General features: G+C 72.4%; 13 protein-coding genes. 7 read left to right on the top strand and 6 right to left on the bottom strand.

Annotated elements, in window-relative coordinates:
• Positions 1 to 61 precede the first annotated feature (61 nt).
• Positions 62 to 5362: a trifunctional serine/threonine-protein kinase/ATP-binding protein/sensor histidine kinase gene (locus WMF26_RS27315; RefSeq protein WP_437995057.1), complete on the top strand. Its 5301-nt coding sequence runs from the start codon at positions 62 to 64 to the stop codon at positions 5360 to 5362.
• A gap of 91 nt (positions 5363 to 5453) precedes the next feature.
• Positions 5454 to 6455: a response regulator gene (locus WMF26_RS27310; protein WP_437995056.1), complete on the top strand. Its 1002-nt coding sequence runs from the start codon at positions 5454 to 5456 to the stop codon at positions 6453 to 6455.
• Positions 6456 to 6550: 95 nt separating this feature from the next.
• Here the strand turns inward: WMF26_RS27310 and WMF26_RS27305 are convergent, their stop codons facing one another.
• A complete protein-coding gene (locus WMF26_RS27305; protein WP_437995055.1) occupies positions 6551 to 7552 on the bottom strand; it encodes a hypothetical protein in 1002 nt (333 codons plus the stop codon).
• 841 nt (positions 7553 to 8393) lie between these two features.
• Between WMF26_RS27305 and WMF26_RS27300 the strand changes: the two genes are divergently transcribed.
• On the top strand, positions 8394 to 9608 hold the full coding sequence (locus WMF26_RS27300; protein WP_437995054.1) for a S1 family peptidase: 1215 nt from the start codon (positions 8394 to 8396) through the stop codon (positions 9606 to 9608).
• A 169-nt stretch (positions 9609 to 9777) separates the two neighbouring features.
• Here WMF26_RS27300 and WMF26_RS27295 read toward each other — a convergent pair whose 3' ends face one another.
• The gene (locus WMF26_RS27295) at positions 9778 to 10305 is read right to left on the bottom strand and encodes a hypothetical protein (protein WP_437995053.1); all 528 of its coding nucleotides are present in this window, start codon (positions 10303 to 10305) and stop codon (positions 9778 to 9780) included.
• A 493-nt stretch (positions 10306 to 10798) separates the two neighbouring features.
• On the opposite strand from WMF26_RS27295, the gene WMF26_RS27290 reads away from it, so the two are divergent.
• The 4 genes from WMF26_RS27290 to lon all read left to right on the top strand — a co-directional run bounded on the left by WMF26_RS27290 (position 10799) and on the right by lon (position 16774).
• The gene (locus WMF26_RS27290) at positions 10799 to 11401 is read left to right on the top strand and encodes an RNA polymerase sigma factor (protein WP_061623474.1); all 603 of its coding nucleotides are present in this window, start codon (positions 10799 to 10801) and stop codon (positions 11399 to 11401) included.
• Positions 11398 to 12276: a tetratricopeptide repeat protein gene (locus WMF26_RS27285; protein ID WP_437995052.1), complete on the top strand. Its 879-nt coding sequence runs from the start codon at positions 11398 to 11400 to the stop codon at positions 12274 to 12276. The genes WMF26_RS27290 and WMF26_RS27285 overlap by 4 nt, the downstream gene beginning before the upstream one ends.
• A gap of 54 nt (positions 12277 to 12330) precedes the next feature.
• Positions 12331 to 14139, top strand: a complete 1809-nt coding sequence (locus WMF26_RS27280) for an LA_2272 family surface repeat-containing protein (RefSeq protein WP_437995051.1) — start codon at positions 12331 to 12333, stop codon at positions 14137 to 14139.
• Positions 14140 to 14374: 235 nt separating this feature from the next.
• The gene (gene lon / locus WMF26_RS27275) at positions 14375 to 16774 is read left to right on the top strand and encodes an endopeptidase La (RefSeq protein WP_437995050.1); all 2400 of its coding nucleotides are present in this window, start codon (positions 14375 to 14377) and stop codon (positions 16772 to 16774) included.
• Positions 16775 to 17119: 345 nt separating this feature from the next.
• On the opposite strand, the gene WMF26_RS27270 is transcribed toward lon, so the two are convergent.
• The 4 genes from WMF26_RS27270 to WMF26_RS27255 all read right to left on the bottom strand — a co-directional run bounded on the left by WMF26_RS27270 (position 17120) and on the right by WMF26_RS27255 (position 20901).
• A complete protein-coding gene (locus tag WMF26_RS27270) occupies positions 17120 to 19849 on the bottom strand; it encodes a PAS domain S-box protein (RefSeq protein ID WP_437995049.1) in 2730 nt (909 codons plus the stop codon).
• 294 nt (positions 19850 to 20143) lie between these two features.
• Positions 20144 to 20311 carry a hypothetical protein gene (locus WMF26_RS27265; protein WP_438002450.1) on the bottom strand — a complete coding sequence of 56 codons (168 nt, stop codon included), beginning with the start codon at positions 20309 to 20311 and terminating at the stop codon, positions 20144 to 20146.
• 159 nt (positions 20312 to 20470) lie between these two features.
• Positions 20471 to 20704: a hypothetical protein gene (locus WMF26_RS27260; RefSeq protein WP_020737398.1), complete on the bottom strand. Its 234-nt coding sequence runs from the start codon at positions 20702 to 20704 to the stop codon at positions 20471 to 20473.
• Positions 20701 to 20901 carry a hypothetical protein gene (locus WMF26_RS27255; RefSeq protein WP_437604752.1) on the bottom strand — a complete coding sequence of 67 codons (201 nt, stop codon included), beginning with the start codon at positions 20899 to 20901 and terminating at the stop codon, positions 20701 to 20703. Before WMF26_RS27255 ends, WMF26_RS27260 begins: the two co-directional genes overlap by 4 nt.
• Positions 20902 to 20928: the final 27 nt, after the last annotated feature.

Genomic DNA, 20928 nt, shown 5'->3' with positions numbered 1-20928 from the left:
CGCCTCGCCAGATCGGAGCAGAGCCTTGCAAGCAGCTGTGGGCTATCGAAGCGAAGAGGTTGTGCAGACGACAAATGAGCGGTGGAGCCTCGTGCGCGCCGTGCGCGAGAGCGACGAGCGCCGCGTGCTGCTCAAGGGGCACCTCGACTCACCTCGTCACACGGCTGCTGCGGCCGCTTCTGCGCTGCTCAACGAATTCGAGATCACCCGCTCTCTCGATGCCGCGCGCGCGCTCTGCCCCGCGCGGGTGGAGCTCTCCGGCGAGACACCGGTGCTCGTCTTCGAGGACGAGGGGCTCGTGCCCCTCGACGCGCTCCTCGCGCGCGCTCCGCTCCGGATCGCGCAGCTCCTCTCGTGGGCGGCGCGCATGGCCGACGCGCTCGCCGAGGTGCACGGCGGCGGCGTGATCCACAAGCACATCCAGCCGCAGAGCTTCCTCGTCGACCCCGAGACAGGCGCGGTCCGGCTCACCCATTTCATGTTCTCGACGCGGCTCCGCAAGGAGCACCCGCAGGCCCAGAGCACGGTCGAGGAGGGCAGGCTCCCCTACATGTCGCCGGAGCAGACGGGCCGGATGAACCGGACGCTCGACTGGCGCACAGACCTCTACTCGCTCGGGGTCGTGTTCTACGTGATGTTCGCCGGGCGCCTGCCGTTCGACGCCTCGGGGCCGCTCGAGTGGATGCACGCGCACCTCGCCCGGCCGCCCGCGCCGCTGCCCGAGGACTCCGTCCCTCCGGCCGTGTCGGCCATCGTGATGAAGCTCCTCGCGAAGGACGCGGAGGAGCGGTACCAGAGCGCAGAGGGGCTGTCGAAGGACCTGGAGCGGTGCCAGCGCGCGCTCCGCGAGGCCGGGCGGATCGACCCGTTCCCGCCCGGCGAGCACGACGTCTCCGGTCACTTCCGCATCCCGCAGCGCCTCTACGGCCGCGAGGCGGAGGCGCAGCAGTACCTGTCGATCTTCGAGCGGGCGCTCGCGGGCAGCCGCGAGATGATCATGATCACGGGCTATTCCGGGATCGGCAAGACGTCGCTCGTGCACGAGATCTACAAGCCGCTAACGCGGGAGCACGGCTATTTCATCTCGGGCAAGTTCGACCGTCTCCACCGCGGGATCCCGTATTCCGCGGTGATCCAGGCGCTCCGGAGCCTGCTCCAGCAGGTGCTGGCGGAGAGCGCGGAGCGCGTCGAGGCCGCGCGGCAGTCGCTGCTGAAGCGCCTCGGGAGGAACGCGTCGCTGCTCGTCGAGGTGCTGCCCGAGCTCGGGATCGTCCTTGGCGCCGGGAACGTCCCGCCCGCGCCGGCCGAGCTCGGCCCTGCCGAGGCGCAGCACCGCCTCCTGCTGGCGTTCCGCGGGGTCCTCAAGGCGTTCTGCGGCCGCGAGCAGCCGCTCGTGCTGTTCCTCGACGACCTGCAATGGGCCGACGCCGGCTCGCTCTGGCTGCTCGAGGGGCTCCACGGCGGCGAGGATCTCGGGCCCTTGCTCCTCGTCGGGGCGTACCGCGACAACGAGGTGAACGAGAGCCATCCGCTGTGCCTGACGCTGAGGTCCGTGCAGGCGACCTCGGTGACGGTGAACACGATCAAGCTGTTCCCGCTGTCGTTCGCGTCGCTGACCCGGCTCGTGGCCGACACCCTGCGGCAGGACGCGAGGGCGGTGGAGCCGCTCGCCTGGCTGGTCATGCACAAGACGGAGGGGAACCCGTTCTTCGCGCGGCAGTTCCTGCAGGCGCTCGACGCGGACGGGCTCGTGTACTTCTGCCCGGAGGAGCGGCGCTTCCGGTGGGACATCGAGAAGATCGAGGCGCGCGGGTTCACCGAGAACGTCGTCGAGCTGATGAGCGGGCGGGTGCGCGGCCTCGACGCCGGGACGGTCGAGCTCCTGAGGCTCGCCGCGTGCATCGGGAACACGTTCGACCTGGAGACGCTCGCGGTCATCGCCGGCCTCGACCGGGCGGAGGTCGCGCGCCGCCTCGCGCCGGCGATCCGCGACGAGTACATCCTCGCGGTCGGCGAGCCCTCGAGCGCGCCCGGCGAGGCCGCCGCGGGCCGCTACCGCTTCCTGCACGACCGGGTGCAGCAGGCCGTCTACGGGCTCATCGACAGGCCGCAACGCGAGGCGGTCCACCTCCGGATCGGCCGCCGGCTGCTTGCGGCCGCGGCGCCGGAGGAGCGCTCCGAGCGCATCTTCGAGATCGTCGAGCAGCTCGACGAGGGGCTCGGCCTTGTGCAGTCCGTCGAGGAGCGGCTCGCGATCGCGCAGCTGAACCTCGAGGCGGCCGTGCGCGCGAAGCAGGCGACCGCGTACGCCGCCGCCCGGCGGTACCTGGAGGCGGGCCGCGGGCTGCTGCCGGCCGGCGCGTTCGGGTCGCACTACGCGCTCGCGTTCGCCCTGCTGCGGCAGCTGGCCGAGGTGGAGTACCTGCTCGGGGCCATGGACGCGGCCGAGGCGCTCGTCACCGAGGCGCTCGGCTACGCCAGGACGCCGGTCGAGAAGGCGGACCTGCTGAAGCTGCGGATGGTGCAGTACACGATGCGCGGGCGCTTCACCGACACGGTGGAGGCCGGGCGGGAGGCGCTGGCGCTGGTGGGCGTGGCGCTGCCGTCGCGCGCGAGCGCGGCGGAGCTCGACGCGCTGGTCGAGGCCGAGGCGGCGCGGGTCGAGCAGCTGCTCGGCGGCCGGGCGCCGGCGTCGCTGATCGAGGCGGAGGAGATCGCGGACGAGAGCCAGCGGCTCGCGGTGGGCGTGCTCAACGAGCTGATGGCGCCGCTGTACATGCTCAAGCTCGAGAAGCTGAACTTCTTCGCGTGCTGCAGCATCGTGCGGATCTCGCTCGAGCACGGCCTTGCGCCCGAGGCGTCGTACGGCTTCGCCATGTACGGCGGGCTGATCGGGCACTTTTACGGCGACTACCACCAGGGCTACGCGTTCGGCCGGCTGGCGGCGGACATCGGCCTTCGGTTCCGGATGCAGGGCGACTTCTGCCGCGCCTGCTACATCCTCGGCAACAACATCCAGTCGTGGGTGCGTCCGCTGTCGGAGACGGACGCGCTGTTCCGGGACGGCTACCGGGCGGGCCTGGACGCGGGCGATCTCCAGTTCGCGGGCTACTTCCTCATCTACCTGCTGCTCAACCCGCTGTTCCGCGGCGCGAGCGCGCGCGGGCTGCTCGACGAGCTGCCCGCGTCGCTGCGCTTCGCCAAGCGCACCAAGCACACGGTGGCCACGCACAGCATCCTCGGCCTGCTGCTGGCGCTGCGGGACCTGACGGGCGACGCGGCCGCCGTCGCCGAGGAGGCGCTGACGGAGGAGCAGTACCTCAAGGACTGCGAGGCGCACCAGACGCGCTACGCGCTCTGCCACTACCAGATCCTCAAGGCGATGTGCCTGTACTTGCACGGCCTGCCCGCGGAGGCGCTGCGGCTGGCCGACGAGGCGGAGGAGAACCTCGGCTTCCTCGCGGGGAAGTTCCAGACCGCGGCGCTCCGGTTCTACCGGGCGCTGGCGCTGGCGGCGCTGTTGCCCGAGGCGGCGGAGGGGGACCGGGCGCGGCTCCGGGCCGATCTGGACGCGTGCCGCGAGCGGCTGCGCGGCTGGGCGGAGAGCTGCCCGGCGAACTTCGCCCACAAGCACGCGCTGGTCGAGGCGGAGGCGGCGCGGCTCGACGGCCGGGTGGACGAGGCCGCGCGGCTGTACGAGCAGGCGATCGCGCTGGGCCGGCAGCACGCGTTCGTCAACATCGAGGCGCTCGCGTGCGAGCTGGCCGGCCGCTTCTGGATGTCGCGCGGCAGGACGCGCGTGGCGCTCGACTTTTTGACCGACGCGCTGCAGGCCTACGGCCGCTGGGGCCTGGACCGCAAGATCGCGCTTTTGACCGAGGAATTCCCGCTGATCAAGCCCGGGCGCGAGCGGGGCGCGCGGGCGGACGTGTTCGACGCGGAGACGCTGCTCAAGGCGGCGCGCGTGCTCTCCGAGGAGCTCGTCGTCGAGCGGCTGCTCAGCAGCATGGTGCAGGTGCTCGTCGAGAACGCCGGCGCCGAGCGGGGGGCGCTGCTGCTCGTCCGCGGCGACGACCTCGCGCTGGTGGCGCTGGGCACGGCGCACCCGCCGGCGTCGAGGGCGCTGCCGTCGATCCCGCTCGAGGACCAGAGCGACGAGGTCTGCGCCTCGGCGGTGCGGCTCGCGGTGCGCACGCGGCAGAGCGTGATCTACGCCGACGCCTCGCAGGACCCGGCCGTGCGGGACGACCCGTACGTGAGCGCGCGCAAGGTCCGGTCGATGCTGTGCGCGCCGCTGCTGTTCAAGGGGCGGGCGCTCGGCGCGATCTACCTGGAGAACAACCTGTTCGAGGGGCTCTTCGGGCCCGAGCGGCTCGAGATCCTGCACCTGCTCGCCGCGCAGGCCGCCGTCTCGTTCAACAACGCGCTCGTCTACGAGAGCCTCGAGCGCATGGTGGAGGAGCGCACGCGCGAGCTCCGGAGCACGCAGCAGCAGCTCGTCGACGCCGCGCGCAAGGCCGGGATGGCCGAGGTCGCGGGCAGCGCCATGCACAACGTGGGCAACGCGCTGAACAGCGTCATGGTGCTGCGGATGCAGCTCTCGGAGAGGATCGCGGGCTCGCGCGTCCCGCGGCTCGGCCAGGTCGCGCAGCTCCTGAAGGCGCACCGGGACGACCTCGCCGGGTTCCTCTCGGACGACCCGCGCGGCCAGCGGCTGATCGAGTACGTCGACGAGCTGGCGCGCCACCTCGCGGCCGAGCAGGAGTCCGCGGCCGGCGAGCTCGCGGAGCTCGGCGAGTGCGTGGCCCGCATCCGCGACATCGTGTCCGATCAGCTGCGCAACGCCGGGATGAAGCTCATCGTCGAGCCGGTCATGGTCTCCTCGGTGGTCGAGGACGCCCTGCGCGTCGGGCTGAACCGCGCCGAGCGCGCGCACCACGGCATCGAGGTCGTCTGCGAGCTCTCGGACGAGGCGCGGGTCGAGACGGACCGGCACCGGCTGCTCCAGATCGTCACGAACCTCATCACGAACGCGCGGCGGGCGGTGTGCCACGCGGTGGGCCCGGATCGCCGGGTGCTCGTGCGGTGCGCGCCGCGGGAGGGGGGTGGCTGCTCGGTGGAGGTCGAGGACACCGGCGTGGGCATCGCGTCGGATCACCTGGCGCGGCTGTTCCAGCAGGGGTTCACCACGTGGCCCGAGGGCACGGGGCTCGGCCTGCACGCGAGCGTGCTGGAGGCCCGCCTGCTCGGCGCGGACCTCCGCGTGGAGAGCGACGGCCCCGGCCAGGGCGCGAAGTTCACGCTCGAGCTCCCGGCCACCGCGCCCCGGAGCGGGAAGCGGCGCGCCGAGGCGCTCGCTTGACGCGCGCCCGGGCGGTGCGTAGCGGCGATCTTCCGCGCACGGCACTGCCGGCTCGCTCGGATCGAGGGGGCCGGCGCGGGCCGAGGTACCGATGAACAAGGCGAGCGTGCTCCACAGAACGAGGATCCTGGTCGTCGACGACAACGCCGCGATCCACAGCGATTTCCAGCGGATCTTGAAGGTCGGGCCCCAGAGGTCGTCGCTCGAGGAGCACGAGGCCGAGCTCTTCGGCGACCTCGACGCGCCGATGACGCTCCCGGTGGTCGAGCTCGACGTCGAGCTCACGCTGGCGCACCAGGGGGAGGAGGGGGTCGAGCTCGTGCGCGAGGCGCGGGCGCGCGGGGAGCCCTACGCGGTGGCGTTCGTGGACTTCCGGATGCCTCCCGGGATCGACGGGGTCGAGACGATCCACCGGATCTTCGAGGAGGATCCGGACGTGCAGGCGGTGTTCTGCACGGCGTACACCGACCTGTCCTGGAAGGAGATAGCGAGCCGGCTCTCGCAGGTGGACCGGTACCTGGTCCTCAAGAAGCCGTTCGAGCCGGTGGAGGTGCGGCAGATGGCCGCGGCGCTGAGCGCGAAGTGGCGGCACCAGCGGGAGCGCGCGAGGGCGCACGCGGCGCTGCTCGAGCGCGAGGCGCACCTCACCGAGCTCCGGCAGCGCCAGGAGGAGGAGAGCCGGCTGCGCGAGCGGGAGATCGCGCTCCGCGCGCAGGTCGAGGCGCTCAGGGCGCTGTCGACGCCGATCGTGCCGATCTCCCGGCGCGCGGTCGTGGTCCCGCTCGTGGGGGAGTTCGACGCGCGGCGCGGCGAGGGCATGCGGTCGGCGCTGCTCGCGGGGATCGTCGCGCGGGGCACCCGGACGGCGATCATCGACGTGACGGGCGTGCCGAGGATGGATGAGGCGATGGCGATGGAGCTCGAGCGGACGGCCGGCGCGGTCCGGCTGCTCGGCGCGGAGCCGGTGCTGACCGGCCTCGGCCCGGAGGCGGCGCTGCAGCTGGTCGCGCTCGGCGTCTCGCTTTCGGGGTTAAGGACGTTCTTGACGCTCCAGGAGGGCGTCGCGTTCGCCCTCCGGCGGCACAAGGTTTAGGTGCCCTGCTCGCAGGGGGGTGGATGCGCTGTGTGCGCATCCACCCTCGAGAGCAGGGTTGCCCTCCAGCGCGCGTCGTGGGGAGAGATCCGCGATCAGTTACACGACCCGAGGCGGGCCCATTCGGCCGGGCACCAGGAGGCCGGGTTGCTGGGCGGGCAGTCCGGGTGCGACCACCAGATCTGCTGTTTCGCCTGCCAGAACTGTCCGCCCTGGCTGACCAGCGTGCCGGGCGTATACACCTGCCCCGACTGCCATGCGGCCAGGCTGCTGCACTGCAAGCAAGACTCCCAGGTCGACGGCGACGCGCTGAGGTTCTTGTTCTGGTAAACGTAAGGAGGCTCGTTGTAGAACGACCAGGTGCTCGAGCCCGACATGTTCTGCCAGGTGCCCGAGGTGGTCTTCAGCTGCTGGCGCAGCATCTTGATGGGCGTGTCGCAGGAGATCTGCGGCTCGGCGTACTGCGGGCCCACGTCGCGGAAATGCTCGATGTCGTGCGCGTACATCTCGACGGTCGTGCGCGTGTCCTGGGCGAGGAACTGCCAGCCGGCGCCGTCCTTCATGTCGACATAGAGGCAGAGCAGCGAGCCGTTCACGTCGGCGACGCGCGCGGACGTGCACCACTCGTACTTGAAGACGACCTGATCCCCGGGCTGCAGGCCGCTGAGCGAGCCGCCGCAGGTGCCCCCCGAGCCCCACTGGGTGTTGCAGCTCGAGTGATTCCCCGTGACCCCGTTGTCATCTCCGAAGTAGTAGACGAACCACCCGTCCGGGGTGTGGTAAATGCCGGACTCCAGGTTGTAGTACCACTGGCCCACCACGCCCCAGGCCTCGGACTCGTTAACGAACTCGGGGACCTCCCACTCGATGAGCCAGCCGCGGGTGTCTCCGACGTTGCCCGTATAGGTGCTCGTCAGATGGTAAGATCCGAGCAGGCTCGCCTCGCCGAGGCTCTCCTCCTCGACGGCGCCGCCGGCGGTGCACGCGGCGCCGCCGAGGGTTCCGAGGAGCAACAGCGCCGCGCCGACGCGCGGCCAGACGGCGCGCGACGGACGACGAGCATCGGTATCCATCGACAGGGTGCTCTTCTCGCTCATAAGGATTCTCCTGAGCCGGTGTTTTTCCCCCGCCGGGTGAGTACCGCAGACTCCGTCCGCTTGCTGTTAAGTTGTGTTAAGTCGGACGACTGGATTCCGGGATCAGATGTCGAACGCGCGGGTCGCCGTCCGCGAGGGAGGTCGATGCGCTGACGGCGAATTGGGCGGCGGCGCCGCGCGCCCGGGAGGCTGCCGGCGGCGCGAGGTGCCGGGATGAGGGCCGCGGCCTGGAGGCCGTGGCCTCCAGGCGTGGAGGCTCGCCCCTCCGGCGAGCCGCCCCAGGGTCGAGCTGCCGCGTCGGCTGCCGGGCGGGAGCGCACCGCAAGGTCGAACCGATTCCGTCGTGATCTCGTGGCTGTCGATGATGTCGACATGTCGACCGCGCTCTCCTCAGCCCCTGGATGCCCTCGTGATCGACGACCTCGGTCCCGACGCGCAGGCGCGAGAGCCACGCCGCGCGCATCGTGGTGATTTTGAAGCGTATCGGCGGCCGACGTCGGTTCGCGGCGAGCTCATCGGCACGCCCGTTGCTAACCAGCGGAGTGCGGCGCTACCTCGGACGGGCGCCGCAGGATCGCCGATGTCAGCAGGCGGTTGTTCCGCGGCGAACGCGCGTGTCGTGCGGCGGCCTGTGATTGGGATCCTTGGCTGGGCTCATCGGCGGAGTCACGCCGCGTCTCCCCGACAGAGCCTTTGATCGACAACGGAGATGATCATGTACGATTGCCATCGAAAGACCACGCTGTCCCTCCAGTGGCTCGCCATCCCTGTCGTGACGGCGCTGCTCTCGGGATGCTTGACGGCCGATCCGGACGCGGAGCCTTCCCACGAGGACTCCGCCTTGGAAGGACACCTGTCGCCCAACGGATTTTCCTCTCCGTCTTCCGCCACCCGGGCCGAGACGGACTGGGAAGTGGCGGGGTTTGCCCGCGAGCGTGGCATCTCGTACGCCGAAGCGCAGCAGCGGCTCGGCTGGCAGACGCTCGCGCCAGCGCTCGAAGAGCTGGTCAGCGCCGGTCTGGGCGACCAGTTCGGCGGCACCTGGATCGACGCCGCGCGCGGCGATCGGATCATCGTCGGCGTGGCGGGCAAGGCCGGCACTGACGCGGTGGCTTTCGTGCGGGAGGCGGCCCGGAAGATCGGTCTGACCGAAGGGTACGACATCGTCGATGTGCGCCACTCCATGGCGGAGCTCGAGCGCGCCAACGACCAGCTCGGCGATCGGATCGAGAAGGTCAACGACGGCGCGGACGCGACCTTGACCGCCGGTTTGCGCGCGGATCTCAATGCGGTCGAGCTGCAGGTACCAGCCGAGGGCCGGCTGACCGAAGCCCAGCGCGACCTGGTCGCCGCCGCGAGGGCGGAGCTCGGCGACGTGCTCGCGCTCGGCTCGTACGCCGGCCGCGCCACGGCGCGCGCCTGCGTCTATCCCCATTGTGACCCGCCGCTACGCGGCGGTATCCGGATCACCAACTCCGGAGCGGGTTGCACGGGGGCGTTCATCGCCAAGAGCAAAGTCGACGACGTGCTCTACCAGTTCACCGCCGGGCACTGCGCGCCCGGCAACACCGACGACTGGTCGACCCGCTTCACGGACAACTCCAGCCATGTGATCGGCTCCGTGTGGCACTGGGAGTGGCACAAGGGCGGTGACATGGCGATCCTGCGGATCAAGAACCCGGGCGGATGGGATCCGGAGCCGTGGGTCCATGTCACGAGCGGGCCGGACACGACGACCAACACGACGTATACGATCAAATCCGACAACACGAGCGTGCTGGGCATGCGCATCTGCACCACCGGCGCCTTCTACGGCCGCAGCGACTGCGGGTACGTCACCCAGCTCGGGGTGACGGCCACGTACGGCGGCGTGACCGTGCGCAAGCTGGGTCGGGGATCGTTCTGCGGGACCGGCGGCGACAGCGGCGCGCCGATGTACGCCTCGCACGTGGCCTACGGGCTCCAGGTGGCCGGATACAGCGAGTGCGACAGCCTCTATCAGGGCATCCGGGCCGCCGAGTCGGTGCTGAACGTCAATGTCTTGCACGCACCGTAGCCGTCGCGCCGCGTACGGCCGTTGCGTCGGAATCTTGCGCGGAGCCGGCCCCAGGCGCGCTTCGCTGGACGCCGACGTGCCCACCGCGAGCCTCGCGGCGACCCGACCCGCGAGCGCCGAGGCGACCCGGGTCACGGTGAGCTAAGGCCCCCGGGATACGCCGCGCGCCTCAGGTGCAGGCCCCCTCGACGCACTCGCTGCCGCTCGGACAGTCGCAGTCCGCCTCGCAGGAGATGGCCGGCTCGGGCGGCGGCTCGCAATAGCCGGCCTCGCAGGACTCGCCCTCGGGGCAATCGCACGACGCCGCGCAGGGCGTCTTGCAGGTCCCCTCGACGCACGCGCTGCCGCTCGGGCAGTCGCAGTCCGCCTCGCAGGCGCCCGGGTTCTCCGAGGAGCTCCCGCCCGCGCCGCCGGTGCTCGCGCCGCCCTCGCCGCCGGTGCCCGAGCCGCTCTGGCCGCCGGTGCTCACGCCGCCCTCGCCGCCGGCGCCCGAGGGGTCATCATCATCTTCTTCTTCCTCGTCGCGGTCCGGGCGCCCCGCGTGGGGTGCGTCGGGGCCTTCGTCCCAGAAGCACTCCTCCTCATCTTCATCCCAGTCGCAGCGATCGTTGGTGTTGATGTAACAACCCATCATCGTCGTCGAGACGAAGCACAAAGAGAGGCCGAGGCCCCACTCGAAGGCGGTGCGCATGCTCATACGTCATCACTCCTGATCAGCGATGGACCCAGGGCAGCGGCGCCGCACGTCCCGCGGCGCCCTCTGCCCACCCGACGCTGCGTGCCCGCCACCGCGCGCTCCGTTCAACGCTCCCGCGCCTCCGCACGATCTCGACGCTCACCCCGCCCCGAGCCCTCCGCGCGGTGAGGTGGAACACGCCCGGAGGTCGACCTCGCCGGCCGAGGTCGATTTCCCCCGCCGGGGTTGAACGTTCCGAGCCCCTCCGGGCACGAAACCGACGCCGCCCCATGAACGATCCCCGCCACGCCGGGCACGAAGCCCTGTGCCCCAGGTCGCCCCGACCCCCCCGACGCCCGTCGACGTCAAAAGGGCAGCGCCGCTGGGCCCGTTCGGATGTAACCATGACAACGCAGGGATGGACCGAGAAGGGACGGAGCGAGCGGCGGGCTTTCCGCCGGGAGAGGCGGCGGGCCCCGGTCACCCCGCGAGCGCCGCGGAGAGGTCGCGGCCGATGAGGGCCATCGCGCTCGTGATGCCGTTCCTCTTCTCCCGCGGCGCCGAGCGCGCGCAGGACGAGGAGGAGGCGCTCGTCGAGCGGCTGCGGCGCGGGGACGCCGCGGCGGTCGGCGAGGCGTACGACAAGCACTACGCGGCCGTGCGCGGGTTCGCCCGCCGCCTCACCGGCGACGACGCCGCCGCCGAGGACCTGGCGCACGACGTCTTCGTCAGCTTGCCGCAGGCCGCGCAGCGGTTCCGCGGCGGCTCGTCGCTGAAGACGTTCCTCATCGCGATCGCGGTCAACCACTCCCGCCACCACCTCCGCGCCGCCGCGCGCCGCCGCGCCGCCATGGAGCGGCTCGCCCTGGAGCCGGACGAGGACGACGCGCCGAGCCCCGAGCGGGAGGCCGGCCGCGCGGCGCTGGCCCAGGCCCTGAACCGCGCCCTCGACGCGCTGCCGGACGCGCAGCGCGCGACGTTCGTGCTCTGCGAGGTCGAGGAGCGCAGCGCGCGCGAGGTGTCCGAGATCCTCGGCGTGCCCGAGGCGACGGTGCGCACGCGGCTGTTCCACGCCAAGCAGAAGCTCCGGACGCTGCTGGAAGAGAGGACCCCATGAAGGACGACGTGCTCCGCGAGGCCGCGCGCGCGCTGCGCGAGGGGGCGGACGCGTCCGTCGCCCGCCGCGACGAGACGCGCGCCCGCGTGATGAGGAGCCTGAAGGCGCAGCGCGCCCGCCGGCTCACCGCGGTCCGCGTGGTCGTCCCGCTGGCCGCCGTGCTCGTCGGCTCGGCCGCGTGGGCCTCGGCCGCGCGCTGGTTCCCGGACGCCTTCCACGACATCGCGTCCCAGCTCGGCCTGAGCGCGGCCGAGCCGCCGAGGGATCCTCCCGCGCCGCCGCCGCGAGCGCGCTCCGGGCCGCGGCACGCGGCCGACGCGCCCGCGCCCGAGGCGCCCGAGATCGCGGCGCCCGCGCCGCCGGAGGCCGAGGCGAGCGCCGCGCCGGTCGCGCCCGCGCCGCCGCCGCCGTCTCTGCCCACCGCCGATCCCCCGGTCGCCCCCGCGCCGCAGCGCGCGCCGGAGCTCGCGGTCGCGCCGCGCGCGCGCCCGCCCGTCGCGCCGAGCGCCGCGCGGACCGCGCCGAGCGCCGCGCGCCCCGCGCCCGCGCGCGCGTCAGCGAGCGATCCCCAGGCCATCCAGCGCCCGCCGCCGGGTCCCGACGCGGACGCGCTCTATCAGGCGGCGCACCGCGCGCACTTCGTCGAGCGCGATCCCGCGTCCGCGCTCTCGGCCTGGGACGCTTACCTCGCGGCCGCCCCGCGCGGCCGCTTCGCCGTCGAGGCCCAGTACAACCGCGCCCTCTGCCTCGTTCGCCTCGGCCGCAAGGACGAGGCGCAGCGGGCGCTCGAGCCGTTTGCGCAGGGCTCTTTCGGCGGCTACCGCCAGGCCGAGTCGCGCTCGCTGCTCGAGGCGATGCGCAGCGCGGACGAGTGAGCGCGAGCGTCGCGCGCGTGAACGAACGCGCCGCGAGCGGGCACAGCACGGTCGATGAACACACCCCACATCGCTCCTCCGCCCGCGCCGCCGCGGGGCTCGCCGCGCCGCGATCGGAAGATGTCCGCGCGCGGCGCGGGCCTCCGCGCGGGCGTCGCCCTCCTGCGCGCCCTCGCGGCCGCGGGCGCCTTCGCCGCGGCCGCTGCGCCTCCCGCGCGCGCCCTCGCCGAGGAGCCGCGCGCCGCCGGCGTCGATCTCGTCGTCGACGGCGCGCCGTGGACGCTCGATCCCGACGCGGTGCGCGCCGCCGTCGAGCGCGAGCTCGGCGCCGGCGTGACGCTGGCCCGCGCGGCGGCCGCCGGGCGCCCCACGCTGGTGCTCCGCGGCGAGCCCGACGGCCGCGTCACGCTGAGCTACAGCGCCGCGGACGGCCGCCGCATCGAGCGCACCATCGACCTCCCCGGGGATCCCGATCGCGCCGCCGAGGCGATCGCCCTGCTCGCGGGCAACCTGGTCCGGGACGAGGCCGCGGAGCTCGCGGCGTCGTTCGGCAAGCGCGCCCCCGAGGCGCCGCCCGCGCAGCCGGAGCCCGCCGCGCCCCCGGCGCCTCCGCCCGCCGGCGGGCAGGCCGCGCCCGCGGGCGCCGCGCGCCCCGCGCAGGCCGCGCGCTCCTCGCGGCCCGCGCCCCCGGAGCCTCCCCGGTGCTCGCTCCCCGGCGCGAAGCACGTCTTCCTCGGCGCCGACTTCGCCCCGTTCGTCGGCACCTCGACGTTCGACGGCACGAACGTCGTCCGCCGCTACTCGCTCAACCTCGTCGGCGGGTACACGGCGGGCATCTCCGGCATCGAGGCCGGCGGCGGCGTCAACATCGCCTCGTCGTTCGTGTGCGGCACCCAGCTCGCGGCCGGCGCCAACCTCGCGCTCGGCCCGGCGCGCGGGGCGCAGATCGCCGCCGCATTCAACCTCGCGAGGTCGCTCTCGGGCGCGCAGGTCGGCTCGATCAACGTCGCCGCCGGCCCGGTCTCGGGCGCGCAGGGCGGCGTGCTCAACGTCGCCGCCGGCGCCGTGGACGGGGCGCAGCTCGGCGCGATCAACTTCGCCGCGGGCGCCGCGGCCGATCTGCAGCTCGGCGTGGTCAACGCCGCCGTGAGCGACGCGACCGGCGTGCAGCTCGGCGCCATCAACTTCGCCGTGGGCGCGGCGACCGACGTGCAGCTCGGCCTCGTCAACGTGGCCGCGGGCCAATGGACCGACACGCAGCTCAGCCTGATCAACGTGGCCGCGGGCGCGTCGACCGACGTGCAGCTCGGGCTCGTCAACGTGGCCACCGGCAAGGTGGAGGGGACGCAGATCGGCCTCGTCAACTACGCCGACGCATCGCAGTTCTCGCTCGGGCTGCTCAACTTCATCCGCAACGGCCGCACCCACGTCGACGTGTGGGGCACGGAGTCCGGCATCGTGATGGCCGGCCTCAAGCACGGGAGCGTCCACGTCCACAACATCTACGGGGTCGGCGTCCGCGTGGCCGGCGACCGCCCCCTGCTGGCGTTCTCGCTCGGCCTGGGCGGCCGCTTCCATCTCCGCGAGCGCGCCTTCATCGACCTGGACGTGCTCGGGTACTCCCTCCTCGAGCCCTCGACGGGCAACCTCTCGGCCTGGATGACGCAGGCGCGTGCGCTCCTCGGCTACCGCCTCTCCCCGGAGCTCGCGGTCTTCGGCGGCCCCAGCTACAACGTCGCCAACGGCGCCACCGTGGAGGAAAGCCAGCTCAGCCCGTACGGCAGCAAAGCCCTCGGCGAGGGCGACACCGTGAACCCCTGGCGCGGCTGGCCCGGCCTCGTGCTCGGCGTCGAGGCGTTCTGACCTGACCGCCGCGCTCGCTCGCAGGGCGGGTTGACGGACGCGTGAACGAATTTACTTTCCGTTCATCGATTCATGGAGCTCGCCCGAGCGGTCGCTCGCGGCGGTCTACGTGAGCGACCCATCCGCGCGCCGCGCGCCGCCCTGACCCGGCGGAGGCGCGGCGCTCCGCAACGACCCGTCCACCGATCCGATCCGGCAGGGATGGCGCGAGCCTTTCGCTGCCCCAGGAGTTCGCATGAGCCAGCTTCGCAGCGGCGCCAGCGCGCCTCGCTCTCCATTCCCCCTGCTCCCGCTCCGCACGGGCGTGCTCTTCCCGGGCACCGTGCTCACGCTCCCGGTGGGCCGCGCCCGCTCGGTGGCGCTGCTCGGCGCGGTCCACCCCGGCGACGTGATCGGCGTGATCGCGCAGCGCGACCCCAAGCGCGAGGATCCGCGCCGCGAGGATCTCCACGACATCGGCACGTTCGCCCGGGTCGTCGACGTCACGCGCGTCTCGAACGGCTACCGGCTGGTGATCGAGGGGCTCGATCGCTTCGCGCTCACGGCCCTTGTCGAGACCGAGCCGTACTGGCGCGCCGAGGGCGCGCTCGCGCCGGAGTTCCCCGGCGACGCCGAGGAGGCGCGCCTGCTCGCCGCGTCGCTGCGCGAGCGCGCCCGCGAGCTCGGCCCGAGGACCGCGACGAACCTCGCCGAGATCGCCGCCGCGAGCCGGGCCGAGCCGGGCCTGTTCGCGGATCAGGTCGCCGGCGCGCTCGGGCTCCCGACCGAGAAGGAGATGGAGGTGCTCGCCGAGCTGCGCGTCGTGCCGCGGCTCCAGCGGGTCGCCGGCCTGCTCGCCGAGGCGGCCGCGCTCGCGGACCTGAAGAAGAAGATCGACAACGACGTGCGGCGCGAGCTCGGCAAGGGCCAGCGCGAGGTGATCCTGCGCGAGCAGCTCCGGGCCATCCAGAAGGAGCTCGCGGGCGGCGAGGAGGGCGAGGACGAGCTGTCGCTTCTCCGCCGGCGCCTCGACGAGGCCGGCCTCTCCGAGGAGGCGCGCGCGGTCGCCGACCGGGAGCTCCGGCGGCTCGAGTCGGTCGGCCCGCAGAGCGCCGAGCACAACGTGATCCGCACCTACCTCGAGTGGATCGCCGATCTCCCGTGGAGCGCGCGGGCGACCGTCAAGGACGACCTCGACGCGGTCCAGGCGAAGCTCGACGAGGATCACCGCGGCCTCGACGACGTGAAGCGCCGCATCCTGGAGCACATGGCGGTGCTCAAGCTGACGGGCAAGGCGCGCGCGACCATCCTGTGCTTCGCGGGCCCGCCCGGCGTGGGCAAGACCTCGCTCGGCCAGTCGATCGCCGACGCCACCGGCCGGCCGTTCGTGCGGATCTCGCTCGGCGGCGTGCACGACGAGGCGGAGCTGCGCGGCCACCGGCGGACGTACGTCGGCGCGCTGCCCGGGCGCATCGTGCACGCGCTGAAGAAGGCCAAGGTGAAGAACCCGGTCGTGCTCCTCGACGAGGTCGACAAGCTCGGCGCGGGCTTCCGCGGCTCGCCCGAGGCGGCGCTCCTGGAGGTGCTCGATCCGGAGCAGAACCGGACGTTCGTCGACCATTACATGGAGCTGCCGTTCGATCTGTCGGAGGTCGTCTTCCTCTGCACGGTGAACGACCTCGGCGCGCTCTCCGCGCCGCTCCGGGACCGGCTCGAGGTCATCGAGCTGTCCGGCTACACGCCGGACGAGAAGATCGCGATCGCGCGGTCGCACCTCGTCCCGAAGCAGCTCAAGGAGCACGCGATCGATCCGGGATCGCTGTCGATCACGGACGAGGCGCTCGCGGCGATCGTGCGCGACTACACGCGCGAGGCCGGGGTGCGGCAGCTCGGCCGCGAGATCAAGAAGCTGTGCCGGGCGGTCGCGCTGGAGATCGCCCGCGCGGCGGACGGCAAGGCGCCGCGCGTGGTGATCGAGGCGAGCGATCTCGGCAAGTACCTGGGCAAGGTCCGGTTCTTCAGCGACGTCGCGGAGCGGACGAGCGTGCCCGGGGTCGCGACCGGGCTCGCCTGGACGCCGGTGGGCGGGGACATCCTGTTCATCGAGACGTCGCGGATGGCGGGGAAGGGGAGGGTCGAGATCACGGGCCAGCTGGGCGACGTGATGAAGGAGTCGGCGAAGGCGGCGCTCACCTACGTGCGCAGCCACGCCGGCGAGCTCGGCGTCGACGCGGCGAAGCTCGAGACGGAGGACCTGCACATCCACGTCCCGGCGGGCGGGGTGCCCAAGGACGGGCCGTCGGCGGGCGTGACGATGTTCACGGCGCTGACGTCGCTCCTCTCCGGGCGGCGCGTGCGCTCGGACACGGCGATGACGGGCGAGTGCACGCTGCGCGGGCGGGTGCTGCCGGTCGGCGGGATCAAGTCCAAGGTGCTCGCCGCGCACCGCGCCGGGATCACGAGGGTGATCCTCCCGCAGAAGAACGCGCGCGACGCGGAGGAGATCCCGGCGGAGGTGCGGGCTGGGCTGGAGATCATCTTCGTCGAGGACATGAGCCAGGTGATCGCGGCGGCGCTGGAGGAGGCGCCGATCGAGGCGGTGGGCGGCGGCGCGGCGGCGAACGCGGCGGCGGGTGAGCCGGCGGCGGCTGCGTAACGGAGGGGGGGAGGGCGAGCGCGCGCGGCTGTGCCGAGCCGCGCGCGCCGGCGGGGGGCTGTGCGCGGCGGCGCGCGGGTGGGCGCTCGGCCATCCGCCGAGGCGGGGACGAGGGAGCTTGCGCTGAGAACACCGCCCGGCATGTCTCACTTCGGGCCATGCCTCCTGGGACGTTTCGTCGCGCGCCACACAAGGCGCGCATGAGACGTAGAGCCCCCTGAGAGCTTATGGCACCTCGTTCGGTGCTCGCCGCGCCCACCCGCGCGCCGCCGCGCACAGCCCCCCGCCGGCGCTTACGTTGGTTTGGGGGGGCGTCGTTCGTACCGCCATGAGGCGCTCACGGGATCACGCGGGTGATGTCGTGAGCGACGCGAGGATCCGCTGGAGAGACGACAGATCGATCGGCTTGATGAAGTGCATGTCGAAGCCAGCCTCCCGGACCCGGCGCTGATCTTCCTCCTGACCATAGCCGGTCAGCGCGATCATCAGCGAGGGGGATGAGAGGCTTACGCTTCCCCTCAAGGCCCTGGCCACGCCATATCCATCCATCCCGCCAGGGAGGCCGATGTCGCACAGGATGACCTCCGGGCGGAACGAGCGCGCCGCTGTCACGCCGGCAGGCCCGGACAGCGCGACCTCGACGTGGTAGCCGTACAGGGTGAGGAGCGCCTGCAGGGTCTCCGCGGCGTCCACGTTGTCCTCGATGATCAGGATGCGCAGCGCCTGCGACGAGCCGCTCGAGGGCGGCGCGGAGCGCTCCGACGGCGGATCCGGGCTGCGCTCGATCGGCAGGCAGAGGACCATCTCCGTCCCGTGGCCGATTCCCCCGCTCTCGGCCGAGACCGCGCCGCCGTGGAGCCCGACGAGGCCCTTGACGAGCGCCAGGCCGAGCCCGAGCCCACCCCGGCTGCGGTCCAGGCTGCGATCGGCCTGGCTGAACGGCTCGAACATGCGCGCCAGCGTCGCCGGATCCATGCCGATGCCGGTGTCGCGGATGCGAACCACGGCGGAGCTCTCCGGCGTCGCCGACAGCGCGACCGTCACCTGGCCGCCTGGATCGGTGAACTTGTTGGCGTTGTGCAGCAGGTTGCTCACGGCCTGCGACAGCCGCGTCGGGTCGCCGAGCACCCAGACCGGCCCCGCCGGCAGCTCCAGATCGAGCCGCAAGCCGCTCGCCTCCAGCGTGCTGCGGTAATCCTCGGCCGTGTGCCGGAGGAGGCGCACGAGGTCGCAGCGCTCCTTGCGGAGCTGGATCCTGCCGCGCGCGACGCGGGAGACGTCGAGCAGGTCGTCCACCAGCCGGGCCATGTGAGAGACCTGCCGGTCGATCACGCCGCACGCCCGCACGAGCGCCGGCTGCTGCGCGGCCATGTGCCGCAGGAGCTCGACCGCGTTGCGAATGGGCCCGAGCGGATTGCGCAGCTCGTGCGCGAGCATCGCCAGGAAGTCGTCCTTGCGCTGGTCCGCCTCCTTCAGGGCCGCCTCTGCGAGCTTGGCGTCGTGGATGTCCGTGCAGGTGCCATACCACCGCACGATCTCGCCCGAGGCTCCCCGGATCGGCACGGCGCGGACCAGATACCACCGGGGCTCGCGGGCGACGGGGAACGCGGTGCGGTGCTCGATCTCGTAGGGAGTGCCGGTCGCCACCGAGCGAGACCAGGTGTCGAGGACCCGCTGGCGATCATCCTCGTGCAGGAACGATGTCCAGGTATCGCCGGCCACCTCCGACTGCTCCGCGCCGGCGAGCTCGAACCATCGACGGTTGTAGTAATCGATGCTGCCGTCCGGCTTCGCCGTCCAGACGATCTGCGGCATCGCGTCGGCGAGCTGCCTGAAGCGCGCCTCGCTCTCGCGGAGCGCCTCGTCGACGTGCCTCCGCTCGGTGACGTCGTGGGCAATGCTGATGGCGAGCCGCCGGCCGGCCGCGTCCTTCCCCAGCGGCGCGGCGCTGAACGCCCAGATTCGCTGCTCGCCGCTCGCCGTGGTGATCGGGAGCTCGCGCTCGGCCGCGCCGCCGTCGGCATCGTAGAGGGACTGGATCAGATCGCTCACGTCGCCTTTCTGCGCCCCGTACGCCCGCTCGATCCACGCCGCGAGGGTGGGGATCTGATCGCGGGCATACCCGCTCATCTCCGTCCACGCGCGGTTCAGGCTGATGACCTCGCCGTCGTCGGCGTGGATCATGATGGGGAACGGCGTCGCCATCACGGCGCGGCGGAACCGCTCCTCGCTCTCGCGCAGGAGCAGCTCCGCCTCCTTCCTCTCGGTGATGTCGATGACCGAGCCGACGTAGCCGAGGAGCTCGCCGTCCGGCCCGATCCACGGATGGGCCGCGTCGATGCACCAGCGGTACGCGCCGTCGCTGCGGCGGAACCGGTAATCCATCCTGAAGGCCTCGCGGCGCGCGGTGGACCGCCGGAACGTCTCCGCCGCCGTCTCGTGGTCCGAGGGGTGCACCGTCGCGAGCCAGCCGAAGCCGAGGGTGGTCGCCTCGGGCTGGCCTGTGAGCTCGCGCCACCGCGGGTTGGCGTAAATGCACGAGCCGTCAGGGGCCGTGACCCAGATCACCACGGGCGCGTGATCGGCGATGTTCCGGATGCGCGCCATGTCGAGGAGGGCCGCCTTCCAGCGCAGCTCGTCGTCGACCTGCCGCGGCGCCCCCGCCTCGGCGCGCCTGCGCTCGTCGACGTCGGTGGACGTCCCGAGCCAGCGGACTACCCGGCCGGTGCGGTCCCTGACGGGCTCTCCTCGGGCGAGGAACCAGCGGTATGCGCCGTCGTGGCGCCGCAAGCGGAGCTCCTCGGCGAACGGCGCGCCGCGCTCGACCGCGGCGCGCCACGCCGCCGCGCTGCGGGCCGCGTCGTCCGGATGGACCGCGGCGGCGAAGCCCGCGCGCGTCAGCTGCTCCGCCGTCAGCGCGGTGTACGTGCGCCATTGCTCGTTGACGTAATCCCATGCTCCGTCGCCGCGAGCGGCCCAGACCATCTGAGGGAGCATCTCGGCGAGCAGGCGGAACTGTGCGTCGACTTTACCCTCTTCGTCGTCGTGTCCTCGCGCCGACGCTGCCGCGTTCATGTTCCATCCAGAGTACCGCGAAGGAACCGGAGGGCCAGGCCGCGTCCTCCGGCGGGAGCGGGCCCCGGCAGCCGGGCGGAGGCGGCCCGGGAGTGGCGAGGGGCGCCGAGATCGCGTGGTAATCTGGTTCGATCCGTTTGTCCTCCGTCACCCATCCTTCTATTTTCTCTGTCGCCTGCCGGGGACCTCACCGGCCCTGCGCCGGCGGCCGCCGGTGTGACGGCCCATCGCGCGCGAGCTCTCGACGCCCTCGCACGCGTCGCTGCCCCGGCCGACGGCGTGCTCGCCACTCGCTTACCTTTCGACGGTGAGCGGCGCTCCCGGCGAACCGACATAGACGGTCACAATCACTGCTGGCTCGTCGCCGTCGTTCGGCGCGTGATGCCAGGAGTCGACGATCTCGAGGAATCCATCCCCTGCGCGCACCTTGAGCTCTTTGCCCGACTCCGCTACGACCGTGATGGCGCCCGAGATCCGATCGCGTGATCGACCGAGAGATGAACCGCCAAGGCGCCCAAGACGAGAAGGTCTTGTCCTCTTCTCGCCGTTCCTGGCGTCCTTGGCGGCTCGAGTTTCTGCTTTCTCGAGCGGTTTAAACTCGTTTGTCGCGCTAAGTAGCGCTCAGCGGACGCGATAGATGCGGAGCACGGTGATCGTCCGCGCTTCGCGATCGATCGCGAGCACCGCGTCGTGGAAGCCCGCGCTGAGGAGGTAGTGGGGCGCCTCCCATGCGAGCTCGCCCTCACCCGTCTCTGCGAAGCGAACGACCGCCCGGTCGATCATGAAGGCAGAGTGCATCGGCAGGCTGTAAAACGTCGCCAGGGCGGGGAAGTTCCAGACGACGCGGAAGCTCATCCGTCCCGCCCGCGAGCCAGCTCCTCCAGGGCCCGCGGCAGATCCTCGTGGGGGACGAGGCGCGCTCGGCCCGCCGCGATGTCGGCGAGGTCTTGCTCGAGCTCGGCGCGCTGCTCCGGCGTGAGCCTCTGCACACGCGGCGCGCGGTCGAGGGCCGCAAGGATGGGGTCGCTCGGCGAGACGTCGGGGCGAGGCATGCCTGCAGCGTGGATCGGAAGGGGGCA

The organism is Sorangium sp. So ce185, assembly GCF_051526825.1.
Classification (GTDB): Bacteria; Myxococcota_A; Polyangia; order Polyangiales; family Polyangiaceae; genus Sorangium; species Sorangium cellulosum_D.
Note: the sequence above shows the minus strand (reverse complement) of the source record. Positions and strands in the feature narration are given on the sequence as shown.

What these genes read in the sequence shown, in the direction of transcription:
- WMF26_RS27310 (WP_437995056.1), top strand. Translation starts at nt 5,454, where the DNA reads ATGAACAAGGCGAGCGTGCTCCACAGAACGAGGATCCTGGTCGTCGAC.
- WMF26_RS27305 (WP_437995055.1), bottom strand. Translation starts at nt 7,552, where the DNA reads ATGAGCGAGAAGAGCACCCTGTCGATGGATACCGATGCTCGTCGTCCG.
- WMF26_RS27295 (WP_437995053.1), bottom strand. Translation starts at nt 10,305, where the DNA reads ATGAGCATGCGCACCGCCTTCGAGTGGGGCCTCGGCCTCTCTTTGTGC.
- WMF26_RS27290 (WP_061623474.1), top strand. Translation starts at nt 10,799, where the DNA reads ATGAGGGCCATCGCGCTCGTGATGCCGTTCCTCTTCTCCCGCGGCGCC.
- WMF26_RS27285 (WP_437995052.1), top strand. Translation starts at nt 11,398, where the DNA reads ATGAAGGACGACGTGCTCCGCGAGGCCGCGCGCGCGCTGCGCGAGGGG.
- WMF26_RS27280 (WP_437995051.1), top strand. Translation starts at nt 12,331, where the DNA reads ATGAACACACCCCACATCGCTCCTCCGCCCGCGCCGCCGCGGGGCTCG.
- lon (WP_437995050.1), top strand. Translation starts at nt 14,375, where the DNA reads ATGAGCCAGCTTCGCAGCGGCGCCAGCGCGCCTCGCTCTCCATTCCCC.
- WMF26_RS27270 (WP_437995049.1), bottom strand. Translation starts at nt 19,849, where the DNA reads ATGAACGCGGCAGCGTCGGCGCGAGGACACGACGACGAAGAGGGTAAA.
- WMF26_RS27260 (WP_020737398.1), bottom strand. Translation starts at nt 20,704, where the DNA reads ATGAGCTTCCGCGTCGTCTGGAACTTCCCCGCCCTGGCGACGTTTTAC.
- WMF26_RS27255 (WP_437604752.1), bottom strand. Translation starts at nt 20,901, where the DNA reads ATGCCTCGCCCCGACGTCTCGCCGAGCGACCCCATCCTTGCGGCCCTC.